Genomic DNA, 12,622 nt, shown 5'->3' with positions numbered 1-12,622 from the left:
TCCAGACCGCGGGCCACCTCACCCAGGGCGTCGCTGTGCACCTTGCCGTGCTCGGCGGTGATCAGCTCGGCGATCGCGTCCCGGTTGGCGTCAAGGAGGGCGCGGAAGCGGAACAGGATCTCCGTGCGCTTGGCCAGCGAGGACTGGCCCCAGCTGAGGTACGCGTCCTTGGCGGTGGCGACCGCGGCGTCGACCTCGTCGACGGACGCGAACGCGACCTTCGTGGTGACCGCGCCGGTGGCCGGGTCGGTGACCGGCCCGTAGTTGCCCGACGTGCCTTCGACGGTCTTGCCGCCGATCCAGTGGTTGACGATCTTCGTCATGACCGGTTACTCCTTCACAGATGGCGGCGTCGGGTGGAGACGTGCCGTTCGTAGAGCTCACGTGCCTTGACCGCGGCGGATCGGGTCGCGGTCGCGGCCACAGGTACATCCCACCAGGCCTGCGCGGGAGGCGGGCCCGACACAGTGTCGGCCGTTTCGGTCTCCACGTAGACACATGTGGGAGTGTCGGCGGCCCGCGCCTCGGCGAGCGCCGTGCGCAGGTCCCGGACAGTCTTCGCGCGCAGCACGCGCATGCCGAGGCTGGCGGCGTTGGCGGCCAGGTCGACGGGGAGCGGGGCGCCCGTGAAGGTCCCCTCGTCCGAGGGGAAGCGGTATGCCGTGCCGAACCGCTCGCCGCCCACCGACTCGGAGAGGCCGCCGATGGAGGCGTAGCCGTGGTTCTGCACCAGCAGCACCTTGATGGCTATCCCCTCCTGGACGGCGGTGACGATCTCGGTCGGCATCATCAGATACGTGCCGTCGCCGACCAGCGCCCACACGTTCCGCTCCGGCGCCGCGAGTTTCACCCCGATGGCGGCCGGTATCTCGTAGCCCATGCACGAGTAGCCGTACTCCAGGTGGTACTGGTCGTGCGAGCGCGCCCGCCACATCCGGTGCAGGTCGCCGGGGAGCGAGCCGGCCGCGTTGACCAGTACGTCCGTGTCGTCGACCAGCGCGTCCAGGGCGCCGAGGACCTGCGGCTGGGTCGGCCGGATGTCGGGCTCGTCGGCCTCGTAGCAGGCGTCGACGCGCTGCTCCCAGCGCTCCTTGTCCTCGGTGTACTCGGTGACGTACGAGTCGGCGGTGCGGTGGCCGTCCAGCGCCCGGCGCAGTTCCGCGAGGGCGCTGCGGGCGTCGGCGACCAGGGGCAGGCCGGCGAGTTTGTGGCCGTCGTACGCGGCGATGTTGAGGTTGAGGAAGCGGACGTCCGGGTTCTCGAAGAGGGTGCCGGAGGCCGTGGTGAAGTCGGTGTAGCGGGTGCCGACGCCGATCACCAGGTCGGCGGTGCGGGCGAGTTCGTCGGCGGTGGCGGTGCCGGTGTGGCCGACGCCGCCGACGTCCTGCGGGTGGTCCCAGCGCAGCGAGCCCTTGCCGGCCTGGGTGGAGGCGACCGGGATGCGGGTGGCCGCGGCGAACTCGGCGAGGACGGCCTCGGCGCGGCTGTGGTGGACCCCGCCGCCGGCGATGACGAGGGGGCGCCTCGCGTTCCTGATCGCCGTTGCGGCCGCGGCGAGTTCGGCGGGGTCGGCGCCCGGCCGCCGTACGGTCCACACCCGCTCGGCGAAGAACTCCTCGGGCCAGTCGTACGCCTCGGCCTGCACGTCCTGCGGGAGCGCGAGGGTGACGGCGCCGGTCTCGACGGGGTCGGTGAGCACCCGCATGGCGGCGAGGGCGGAGGGGATCAGCTGCTCGGGTCGGTTGATCCGGTCGAAGAACCTGGACACCGGGCGCAGGCAGTCGTTGACGGACACGTCGGCCGCGTACGGGACTTCGAGCTGCTGGAGGACCGGGTCGGCGGGGCGGGTGGCGAAGACGTCGCCGGGCAGGAGCAGGACCGGGAGGTGGTTGATCGTGGCGAGGGCGGCGCCGGTGACCAGGTTGGTGGCGCCGGGGCCGATGGACGTCGTCACGGCGTGCGTGGCGAGCCGGTTCGATTGACGCGCGTAGCCGACTGCCGCGTGCACCATGGCCTGTTCGTTGCGGCCCTGGTGGTACGGCATCTCGTCCGCGTACTCGACGAGCGCCTGGCCGAGGCCGGCCACGTTGCCGTGGCCGAAGATGCCCCAGGTGGCGCCGATCAGGCGGCGGCGCTCGCCGTCCCGCTCGGTGAACTGGACGGCGAGGAAGCGGACAAGCGCTTGCGCGACGGTCGACCGAATCGTCATCGGTAACCCTCCGTATGGTCCGGGTGGAAGCAGATCCGCCACTCCCGCGTCGCACCCGGACCCGCCATGACGTTCAGGTAGTACATGTCGTGCCCGGGCTGCGCGATCGACGGGCCGTGCCATCCGTCGGGGACCAGCACGACGTCGCCGGAGCGGACCTCGGCGAGGACGTCCGTACCGCCCTCACGGGAGGGGAATACGCGCTGGTACCCGAATCCGTTCGCGCCGTCGATCTCGAAGTAGTAGACCTCCTCCAGCTCCGACTCCTCGCCGGGCCGGTACTCGTCGTGCTTGTGCGCCGGGTACGAGGACCAGTTGCCGCCGGGGGTGACGACCTCCACGGCGATGAGCTTGTCGCAGTCGAAGGAGTCCGCGGAGGCGAAGTTGCGCACCTGGCGGGCGCTGGTGCCGCTGCCGCGGTCTTCGACGGGGACCTCCGGCGCGGGGCCGTAGCGGGCGGGGAGTCGTCGCTCGCACTTCGCTCCTGCCAGGGCGAAGCGGCCTCCCGCGCCGGAGGCGATCTGGACCTGGGCGTCCCGGGGCACGTACACGAAGTCCGAGACTCCGCTGAACACGCTCTCCCGGCCCAGGATCTGGAATTCAGTTCCCTCTGTTCGCACCGTACAACCGCCCTGCAGCGGAAGCACGATCCATTCGCTGTCCCCGGTGGTGAACAAATGCGTTCCACCCGGGGCCAGTTCGACGATCCGCAGGCTGCTGTGCGCCCAACCGGCCCGCTTGGGGTCGATGTCGAGCGCGTACTGGGCGTTCGCGGTCGAACCCTTGGGCAGGTGCAGCTCGTTGGTCGTCATCAATGCCTCACAGCAGTCCTACGGCGGTGTCCACGGCGGCGGCCACGTCGCCGTCCGCCGGGTACAGCAGCGAGCGGCCGACCACCAGGCCGCGCACGGTGGGGAGTTGCAGGGCGCTGCGCCACTTCTCGTAGGCGCCGTCCTGATCGTCGCCCACTTCGCCGCCCAGCAGCACGGCGGGCAGCGTGGACGTCTCCATGACCTGGGCCATGTCGTCGGGGTTGTCGGTGACCGGCACCTTCAGCCAGGTGTAGGCCGAACTCCCGCCGAGGCCCGAGGCGATGGCGATGGATCTGGTGACCGCCTCGGGGGACAGGTCGTTCCTGACCTTGCCCTCGGGGGTGCGGCGGCTGATGAACGGCTCGACGAAGACCGGCAGCCGGCGCGCGGCCATGTCGTCGATGGCGCGGGCGGTGGACTCCAGGGTGGTCAGCGAGCCCGGGTCGTCGTAGTCGATGCGCAGGAGCAGCTTGCCGGCGTCGAACCCGAGGCGCTGTATGTCCTCGGCGCGGTGGCCGGTGAACCGGTCGTCGAGCTCGAAGGAGGCGCCCTGGAGGCCGCCGCGGTTCATCGAGCCCATGACGACCTTGCCGTCGAGGGCGCCGAGCAGCAGCAGGTCGTCCAGGATGTCGGCGGTGGCGAGGACGCCGTCGACGCCGGGCCGGGACAGCGCGAGGCAGAGCCGTTCCAGCAGTTCGGCCCGGTTGGCCATGGCGAGCCTGTCGCCGCCGACGCCGAGTGCGCCGCGGGCCGGGTGGTCGGCGGCCACGATCATCAGCTTGCCGTCCTCGTTGAGGAGCGGACGGCGGACGCGGCGGTTGGCCGCCTCGGCGATGGCCTCGGGGTGGTGGGTGCGGGTGTGGACGAGGGCGGAGACGTCCACCTTCACCTGCCTGGCGGGGGCGCCGCTCTCGTGGTGCGCGCCGGCGACGCGGCCGGCCCTCACAGCACCGCTCCGGCGGCGAGCGCGGCGTCGATCTCTTCGGTGGTCGGCATCGCGGAGGAGCACTCCAGGCGGGAGGCGACGATGGCGCCGGCCGCGTTGGCGTGCCGCATGATCTTCTCCAGGTCCCAGCCTTCGAGGAGGCCGTGGCAGAGGGAGCCGCCGAAGGCGTCACCGGCGCCGAGACCGTTCAGGACGGTGACGGGCAGCGGCGGGACCTCGGCGGAGTCACCGTCGCGGCTGACGGCGAGGACGCCCTTGGGGCCCTGCTTGACGACGGCGATCTCGACCCCGGCGTCGAGGAGGGCCTGGGCGGCGGCCTGCGGCTCGCGCACGCCGGTCGCGACCTCCACCTCGTCGAGGTTGCCGACGGCGACGGTGGTGTGCCTGAGCGCCTCGGCGTAGAAGGGCCGGGCCGACTCCGGGTCCTTCCAGAACATCGGCCGCCAGTCCAGGTCGAAGACGGTCGTGCCCGACTTGGCGCGGTGGGCGAGGGCCGCGAGGGTCGCCGTGCGGCTGGGCTCCTCGCTCAGGCCGGTGCCGGTGATCCAGAAGATCCGGGCCGCGCGGACGGCGTCGAGGTCCAGCTCGTGGGCGTCGATCTCCAGGTCCGGGGCCTTGGGCTGCCGGTAGAAGTACAGCGGGAAGTCGTCCGGCGGGAAGATCTCGCAGAACGTGACGGGGGTGTTCAGACCGGGGACGGCGGTGACCCAGCGGTCGTCCACGCCGAAACCGCGGAGGGCCTCGTGCAGGTAGGCGCCGAAGGCGTCCTCGCCGGTCCGGGTGATGACGGCGGTGCTGCGGCCGAGACGGGCGGCCGCCACGGCCACGTTCGTCGCCGACCCGCCGAGGAACTTGCCGAAGGACGACACCTGGGCGAGCGGGACTCCGGTCTGGAGCGGATAGAGGTCCACCCCGATCCGCCCCATGGTGATCAGGTCGTACGGCATCGACTTCCCTTCGTCATGGCTCTCCCGTGGTTTGTAGTCCGGGACAGGAGGTCGTGTCAATGGTTTGTCCGGACATTCGGACGAGAGAGTGAGGGATGTCCCTTCGCGGCGCCTCCCCTTCCTGCACGCCGATGTCAACGCGCCCCGCCGACGAGCCCCCATGCACCTGTGCCCCGGCTGTGTCACAAAGTCCCCCCTTGTGTCACACATGTCGCGCATACGCGGCCCCTCGGTCACACCCGGCCCACAGCCGCTTGCCCTTGGTCACTCTGCGTCGTTCACCGGGCACAGGCTTTGTGATCGCCAGCGCAGCGCCCGGCTCCCCCGACGACCGCCTCCGGTCGCCCCCGCGGTGCGCGCAGGGAGGTGCGTCTCATGACCGACCGACGGCTCTGGTCCTACAAGGAGATCGCCGCGCACATCCGGGTGCAGCCGGACACCGTCCGCTCCTACCGCAAGCACGGGCTGCTCCCCCCGCCGGACCACGTCGAGGGCGGCAAGCCCTACTGGTACGCCGACACGGTCCGCGCCTGGGTCGCCTCCCGGCCGGGCAACCGCGGGCGCAGAGACTTCTGAGCCGTCAGGCCCACGGTTCGACGACCGTCACCCCGGCCGCCCGCACCCCGCCCATCGCGGCCAGCGCCGCCGGGACCGCGTCCAGGGTGATCGTCGAGGTGACCAGGAGGTCGGGGCGGAGGGCGCCCGCGTGGACCAGGTCCAGCATGGCCGGGTAGGCGTGGGCCGCCATGCCGTGACTGCCGAGGAGCTCCAGCTCCAGGGCGATCGCGCGGGCCAGCGGCACGGGTGTGTTGCCGTCCGGGGACGGCAGCAGGCCCACCTGGACATGCCGGCCCCGGCGGCGCAGTGAGTGGACCGAGGCGGCCGAGGTGGCGGGCGAGCCGAGGGCGTCCAGGGAGAGGTGGGCGCCGCCGGAGGTCAGATCACGGACCGCCGCCGCCGGGTCGCCGGTGTCCGTCGCGTCCACACCGTGGGCCGCGCCGAACTTCCTTGCCAGGTCCAGGGCCTGGGGCGACACGTCGACCGCCACCACCCGCGCCCCCGAGGCCGCCGCGATCATCACCGCCGACAGGCCCACACCCCCGCAGCCGTACACCGACACCCACTCCCCCGCCGCGACCCTGCCCTGCTGCACCACGGCACGGAAGGCGGTGGCGAAGCGGCAGCCCAGGGAGGCGGCAGTGCTATATGACATGCCATCGGGGATCGCCACCAGGTTCACGTCGGCATGGTCCAGCGCCACGTACTCGGCGAAGGACCCCCAGTGCGTGAAGCCGGGCTGGGTCTGGCGTTCGCAGACCTGCTGGTCGCCGGCCGCGCAGGACCGGCAGCCGCCGCAGGCGCAGACGAAGGGGACGGTGACCCGGTCGCCGGGGCGCCAGGCGGTCACTCCGGCGCCGACCGACTCGACCACACCGGCGAGTTCGTGGCCCGGTACGTGCGGGAGCGTGATGTCGGGGTCGTGGCCCGTCCAGCCGTGCCAGTCGCTTCGGCACAGGCCGGTGGCCTCCACCCGGACGACCGCTCCGTGCGGGGCCGGGCGGGGGTCGGGGACGTCCCGGACCTCGGCGGGGGTGTTGAAGTGGTCGAAGACGACGGCTCGCATGCGCATTCCCTTCGGACGACTCCGGGAAGGGTAGGCGCAGCGGACATCAGGAATCCCGTACCGGACACGAACACGGTCACGTCGATGCCCGACGTCCGCAGCCCCGCGTTGTCCAACGCCCCGCCGATCACGCGGGAAGCGGCTTCCTGGATCATATGCGGGACGGAAACGCCGTGGCCGGTCGGCACGAAGCTGCCATCGACTCACCTCACCGAGGGTGCCGGCGGGCGTGGTCGGTCCCGGAGGGGACCGTCCATGACGGATGACCGTTCACCTGGGCCGCGGTCGCCCCGGCCAGCTCCTTGTAGCCGTGCGCGATCTCCTCGGCCTCGCCGGCGGGCAGCGGGCCGCCGTGTTCCGCGGCCCGCGCGATGACCGCCTCCGGCCCGAGCTCCCGGTTGGCCAGCACGATCGCGTTGACCACGGGGCGGCGCAGCTCGTCGTAACGGCGCAGGGCGGCCACGGGGTCGTCGTCCCCGGCCAGGCACCAGGCCAGCACCCGGCCGTCGACGACGGACTGGGACCCGCCGTTCATGCCCATCGGGAACATCGGGTGCGCGGCGTCGCCGAGCAGGGTGACCCGCCCGAAACTCCAGCGCGGCAGCGGATCGCGGTCGAGCATGGGGTACTCGAGGATCACCGGGCAGCGCAGGACCAGCCGCTCCGGATCGATCCAGGGCAGGCTCCAGTCCGCGAACCCGGCCCGGGCCTGCGCCATCGGGACACTGCGGTGCGAGCGGTCCAGCGGGGCGGCGGACGGTGTGTGCCGCACCTCCAGCACCCAGTTCATCAGGGCGTCGCCGCCCTCGGCCGCCGGGTCCTCGATGGGGTAGGCGACGAACTTCGCGCCGGGGGCGCCACCGGCCACCACGATCGAACGGCCGTCGAGGATGTGCGGGTACCGCGCGATCCCGCGCCACATGTGGACGCCGTTCCATCGGGAGGGCCCCTCGCCGGGGTACAGCTGGGCGCGTACGGCGGAGTCGATGCCGTCGGAGCCGATCAGCAGGTCGGCGTCCTCGGCGACCGGCTCGCCGCTCGCCCGGTCCAGGAAGTGCACCCGGACGCCGTCGGCCGTCTGCTCGAAACCCCGGAAGGTCCGGCCGACGCGGACGGCGTCCGGTCCCAGCCGCTCGCGCACCGCCTTCAGCAGCATCACGTGCAGATGACCCCGGTGCACGGAGTACTGCGGCCAGTCGTATCCGGCGGAGGTGCCGAGCGGTTCCTGCCACACCGGTGCGCCGGACCTGTCGTAGTAGTCCAGCCGCTGCGGGGGCAGGGCGATCGCGGCCAGTTCGTCGGCGAGGCCCAGTTCCGCGAGTTCCCGTACGGCGTGCGGCAGCAGGTTGATTCCCACGCCGACGGCCTCGATGGATCGCGCCGCCTCGCTCACCCGCGGCCGAAAGCCCGCGGCGTGCAGGCTCAGGGCACACGTCAGGCCCGCGATGCCCCCGCCCACGATGCTGACTCTCACCGGACCGCTCCCGCCATCTCGTAGCTCACGGACGTCGCTTTCGTCGTTGTGGAACCGGCCGCCGCAACCGGAGGGACATGTCGTGCACGGTGAAGATCGGCACCTACAAGACCGTGCAGGAAACGTGAAGTTCGATATCCCGGGCGTGAAGTACGTCACAGAGGTGCACCCATGTCGGCCACATCGTCTTCACGCGTGCGGCGCAGGCCCGACCACTCCCCCGAACCACCCGAACTGCGACATACCGGCCAACTGCCTAAAGTGCCGGTAAACAGTGCGATCCGGCAAGCGCCACCCGCACCCGCAGGAGTACGAGGGGACCCGCCGTGACCCACTCTCCGCAGCCCGGCCGGCCGCGGGCCCGCATCCCCGGCCCGCAGCAGCCGCCACCGCCGTACCCCCGGATCCGCACCGGCCTGTGGAAGCGCTGCCTCGGTGGCGGGCTCGCCCTGTGGGCGCTGACCGCGGTGGTCACGTACGCGACGCAGAACACCACGCTGCTGCCGACCCTGATCCTGCTCGGCAGCTTTCTCGTGCCGGTCGTCTTCGTGCTGTGGGCGTACGAGCGGCACGGCCGCGACCTCGGGGTCAGCGCGATCCTCGGCTGCTTCCTGACCGGCGGCACGCTCGGGGTGCTGGGCGCGTCGGTGATGGAGTCCTATCTCGTCCGCCCCTCCTGGGGGATGTTCGTCTGCGTCGGCCTGATCGAGGAGGCCGTGAAGCTCGGCGCGCTGGTGTTCGTGCTGCGCCGGCTGCCCGGGATCCGGGGCCTGCGGGCCGGGCTGGTGCTCGGCGCCGCGGTCGGCTTCGGCTTCGCGGCCCTGGAGAGCGCGGGGTACGCGTTCAACGCGGCCGTCTCCACCGAGGGCATCGACCTGCGGGCGCTCATCGAGACGGAGATCCTGCGCGGGGTACCGGCCCCCTTTGGGCACGGCCTGTGGACGGCGGTCGCCGGCGGCGTCCTGCTCTCCTTCCGCCGCCCGAACGGCCGTTTCCGCCTCACCGCCCCGGTCGTCACCGCCTACTTCGGGGTCACCCTGCTGCACGCCCTGTGGGACTCCACGCACGGCATCGCGGTCTGGCTGGTGGCGCGCCTGGCGGGCACCGGACCGGACCGGCAGCTGTTCGCCGAGGGGTACATCCCGCACCCCAGCGCGGCACAGGAGCACCTCTTCACGGTGTTCTCGGTCGGCCTGCTGGTACTCGTCTCGCTGCTCGGTGTCGTCTGGGTGCACTCGCTGGCGCGCCGGGGCCCCTCTTGGAGAAATACCCCCTAGGGGTATAGTCTGACGAGAGTGGGGTTCCCTCGTGGGCCCCATCGGCCCCACACACCTCGACGAGGAGAACGACATGACCGCCCAGACCGACACCCCGGGCTCCGTGACCGCCGTCTACAAGGTGAGCGGCATGAGCTGCGGACACTGTGAGGGTTCCGTCTCCGCCGAGCTCTCCGGCCTCCCCGGCGTCAGCTCCGTGACGGCCGTCGCGGCCGGCGGCGAGGTCACGGTCGTCTCCGCGGCCCCGCTCGACGACGAGGCGGTCCGCGCCGCCGTCGACGAGGCCGGCTTCGAACTCGTCGGCCGCGTCTGACAGCCCGAACGGCAAGCACCACGAGCAGTACGAGCAGTACGTACGACGGAAACGTATCTCTCCGCCGGGCCGTGCCGACCAGCTGATACTGGCTCCGTACGGTCCGGTCCGTTGTCTGGAGTCCGGACATGACGACCAGCACCACCAGCACCGCACAGACACCGATAGCCCCGCCGCGCCCGGCCGGCGCGTCCGAGGTCGAGCTGCTCATCGGCGGGATGACGTGCGCCTCCTGCGCCGCCCGGGTCGAGAAGAAGCTCAACCGCATGGACGGCGTCACCGCCACCGTGAACTACGCGACCGAGAAGGCCAAGGTCACATACCCCCAGGGGGTCCAGGTCGCCGACCTGATCGCCACGGTCGTGAAGACCGGGTACACGGCCGAGGAGCCCGCGCCCCCGGAACCGGAGCCCGTGCCGGACCAGGAGGCGGCCGGGGCCGGACGGGACCCCGAGCTCGCCGGCCTCCGCCACCGGCTCCTGGTCTCCGCCCTGCTCGCCGCCCCGGTCGTACTGCTCGCGATGGTCCCGGCGCTCCAGTTCGACAACTGGCAGTGGCTGTCGCTGACGCTCGCCGCTCCTGTGGTCGTCTGGGGCGGCCTGCCGTTCCACCGGGCCGCCTGGACCAACGCCCGGCACGGCGCCGCCACCATGGACACCCTGGTCTCGGTCGGCACGCTGGCCGCGTTCGGCTGGTCGCTGTGGGCGCTGTTCTTCGGCGACGCGGGCATGCCGGGGATGCACGACGAGTTCCGGTTCACCGTCTCCCGGATGGACGGCGCGTCCACGATCTACCTCGAAGTCGCCTCCGGGGTCGTCGCGCTGATCCTGCTCGGCCGCTATCTGGAGGCGCGCTCCAAGCGGCGCGCGGGGGCGGCCCTGCGGGCGCTGCTGGAGCTGGGCGCCCGGGACGTGGCGGTGCTGCGGGGCGGCCGTGAGGTGCGGGTCCCGGTGGCGTCGCTGGCGGTCGGCGACCGGTTCGTCGTACGGCCCGGGGAGAAGGTCGCCACCGACGGGACCGTGGTCGAGGGGGCGTCCGCGGTGGACGCGTCGATGCTGACCGGCGAGTCCGTGCCGGTGGACGTGACCGTCGGGGACTCCGTCACGGGCGCGACCGTCAACGCGGGCGGCCGGCTGGTCGTCGAGGCGACCCGGGTCGGCGCCGACACGCAGCTCGCGCGGATGGCGAGGCTGGTGGAGGACGCGCAGAACGGCAAGGCCGAGGTGCAGCGCCTCGCCGACCGGATCTCCGCCGTCTTCGTCCCGGTCGTCATCCTGATCGCGCTCGGCACCTTCGGGGTCTGGCTGGGCGTCACCGGGGACACGGCCGCCGCGTTCACGGCCGCCGTCGCCGTCCTGATCATCGCCTGCCCGTGCGCCCTGGGCCTGGCCACGCCGACGGCGCTGATGGTCGGCACCGGCCGCGGCGCCCAGCTCGGCATCCTCATCAAGGGTCCCGAGGTGCTGGAGTCCACCCGCCGGGTCGACACCGTCGTCCTCGACAAGACGGGGACGGTGACCACCGGACGGATGAGCCTCCAGGACGTGTACGTCGCCGAGGGCGCCGACGAGGACGAGGTGCTGCGGCTCGCGGGCGCGCTCGAACACGCCTCGGAGCATCCGGTCGCCGGGGCGATCGCCGCGGGCGCGGAGCAGCGGGTCGGGGCGCTGCCCGCGGTCGAGGACTTCGAGAACGTCCCCGGGCGGGGCGTGCGCGGCCGGGTGGACGGCCGCCAGGTGGCCGTGGGGCGCCTCTTCGACGTGGTGCCGCAGGAGTTGGCCCTGGCCCGCTCCCGGGCCGAGCAGGAGGGGCGTACGGCCGTCCTGGCCGGGTGGGACGGGCGGGCCCGGGCCGTCCTCGCCGTCGCCGACACCGTCAAGGAGACCAGCGCCGAAGCGGTCCGCGAGCTGCGCGCGCTCGGGCTGACGCCGGTGCTGCTGACCGGGGACAACCGGGCGGTGGCCGAGTCGGTCGCCCGGGCGGTCGGGATCACCGAGGTGGTCGCCGAGGTGCTGCCCGAGGACAAGGTGGACGTCGTACGACGGCTGCAGCGCGAGGGGCGGACGGTCGCCATGGTCGGCGACGGTGTCAACGACGCGGCCGCGCTGGCCACCGCGGACCTCGGCCTCGCGATGGGCACCGGGACGGACGCGGCGATCGAGGCCGGCGACCTGACCCTGGTACGCGGGGACCTGCGGGTGGCGGCGGACGCGATCCGGCTGTCGCGGCGGACCCTCGCCACCATCAAGGGCAACCTCGTGTGGGCCTTCGGCTACAACGTGGCCGCGCTCCCACTGGCCGCCGCCGGACTCCTCAATCCGATGATCGCGGGGGCCGCGATGGCCTTCTCGTCGGTGTTCGTGGTGACCAACAGTCTGCGGCTGCGCACCTTCCGGTGAAAGTTACCGGCAGTACGCCGCAGTGGATGTATGAGTCCCCCTAGAGTCCAACGCGCACCTCACATAAGCTCTTCACAAGGCTCGCGCATCATCCTTACGCTTGAGCTCCGATCACCGTATCGGGGCTCTTGCGCATCTATCGGACCGATGCAAGAGACGCAGATCACAGTGGTGTGAACGTAACCATCGAAGGGCTTCGACGGTCTAAGTTGGCGATGTCAGAGAAGCGTCTTGGGGGGCGCTGACCTGGCATCTGGGGATGTCTTGGGGGACTTCCTCAGAGATGCGTTGCCGGGGCACGTGCGACGGGAAGCTTTGAGCGGCCCTCCCGTGCCGTACGGGTCCCGGCAGATCGCACCGCATCACTGGATCAAGTACGGCGAGTTCTGCTCGTTGTGCTCAACGCAGCGATTCAGGCGCTGCCGTACCGAGCGCCCGGCCGGATCCCGTGGGGGGAATCCGCACCGGGACACGGGAAGGCGCCCTGGTCGCCGGCCCGTGGGGGGACCGGCGCTCCAGGGCGCCTTCTGTATTTTTTAGGGCTCGGTTCTCCCCCAGCCTTCGGCCGGGGGGACCCCCACCGGGGCGCCACAGTCGGTGTCGAGGGGACGACCGTGCTCC

The 12,622-nt window shown here is 71.9% G+C and carries 11 protein-coding genes; 4 read left to right on the top strand and 7 right to left on the bottom strand.

The features are described from left to right. The 5 genes from ACWGKQ_RS51090 to iolC form a co-directional block, all read right to left on the bottom strand. A partial coding sequence (locus tag ACWGKQ_RS51090; RefSeq protein ID WP_453298991.1) for an aldehyde dehydrogenase family protein occupies positions 1–323 on the bottom strand: 323 nt, incomplete at its 3' end. A 14-nt stretch (positions 324–337) separates the two neighbouring features. Next, positions 338–2,209, bottom strand: a complete 1,872-nt coding sequence (gene iolD, locus ACWGKQ_RS51085; RefSeq protein ID WP_453298990.1) for a 3D-(3,5/4)-trihydroxycyclohexane-1,2-dione acylhydrolase (decyclizing) — start codon at positions 2,207–2,209, stop codon at positions 338–340. Then, complete coding sequence (gene iolB, locus ACWGKQ_RS51080) at positions 2,206–3,021, bottom strand: 5-deoxy-glucuronate isomerase (RefSeq protein ID WP_453298989.1); 816 nt, start codon at positions 3,019–3,021, stop codon at positions 2,206–2,208. Before iolB ends, iolD begins: the two co-directional genes overlap by 4 nt. Before the next feature lie 7 nt (positions 3,022–3,028). Next, complete coding sequence (locus tag ACWGKQ_RS51075) at positions 3,029–3,910, bottom strand: Cgl0159 family (beta/alpha)8-fold protein (protein ID WP_453298992.1); 882 nt, start codon at positions 3,908–3,910, stop codon at positions 3,029–3,031. A 53-nt stretch (positions 3,911–3,963) separates the two neighbouring features. After that, positions 3,964–4,914 carry a 5-dehydro-2-deoxygluconokinase gene (gene iolC, locus ACWGKQ_RS51070; RefSeq protein WP_453298988.1) on the bottom strand — a complete coding sequence of 317 codons (951 nt, stop codon included), beginning with the start codon at positions 4,912–4,914 and terminating at the stop codon, positions 3,964–3,966. Positions 4,915–5,289: 375 nt separating this feature from the next. Between iolC and ACWGKQ_RS51065 the strand changes: the two genes are divergently transcribed. Continuing rightward, the gene (locus ACWGKQ_RS51065) at positions 5,290–5,490 is read left to right on the top strand and encodes a helix-turn-helix transcriptional regulator (protein WP_089105276.1); all 201 of its coding nucleotides are present in this window, start codon (positions 5,290–5,292) and stop codon (positions 5,488–5,490) included. A gap of 4 nt (positions 5,491–5,494) precedes the next feature. Here the strand turns inward: ACWGKQ_RS51065 and ACWGKQ_RS51060 are convergent, their stop codons facing one another. Together ACWGKQ_RS51060 and ACWGKQ_RS51055 are read right to left on the bottom strand one after the other, a co-directional pair. Further along, positions 5,495–6,538, bottom strand: a complete 1,044-nt coding sequence (locus ACWGKQ_RS51060) for a zinc-dependent alcohol dehydrogenase family protein (protein WP_453298987.1) — start codon at positions 6,536–6,538, stop codon at positions 5,495–5,497. 208 nt (positions 6,539–6,746) lie between these two features. Further along, positions 6,747–8,012 carry a flavin-dependent oxidoreductase gene (locus ACWGKQ_RS51055; protein ID WP_453298986.1) on the bottom strand — a complete coding sequence of 422 codons (1,266 nt, stop codon included), beginning with the start codon at positions 8,010–8,012 and terminating at the stop codon, positions 6,747–6,749. Positions 8,013–8,338: 326 nt separating this feature from the next. On the opposite strand from ACWGKQ_RS51055, the gene ACWGKQ_RS51050 reads away from it, so the two are divergent. The 3 genes from ACWGKQ_RS51050 to ACWGKQ_RS51040 all read left to right on the top strand — a co-directional run bounded on the left by ACWGKQ_RS51050 (position 8,339) and on the right by ACWGKQ_RS51040 (position 12,001). After that, complete coding sequence (locus ACWGKQ_RS51050; RefSeq protein ID WP_453298985.1) at positions 8,339–9,289, top strand: PrsW family intramembrane metalloprotease; 951 nt, start codon at positions 8,339–8,341, stop codon at positions 9,287–9,289. A 73-nt stretch (positions 9,290–9,362) separates the two neighbouring features. Further along, complete coding sequence (locus tag ACWGKQ_RS51045) at positions 9,363–9,602, top strand: heavy-metal-associated domain-containing protein (protein WP_453298984.1); 240 nt, start codon at positions 9,363–9,365, stop codon at positions 9,600–9,602. Positions 9,603–9,730: 128 nt separating this feature from the next. After that, positions 9,731–12,001, top strand: a complete 2,271-nt coding sequence (locus ACWGKQ_RS51040) for a heavy metal translocating P-type ATPase (RefSeq protein ID WP_453298983.1) — start codon at positions 9,731–9,733, stop codon at positions 11,999–12,001. The last annotated feature ends 621 nt before the right edge of the window (positions 12,002–12,622 follow it).

This window comes from Streptomyces sp. NPDC054770 (genome assembly GCF_053611985.1).
Note: the sequence above shows the minus strand (reverse complement) of the source record. Positions and strands in the feature narration are given on the sequence as shown.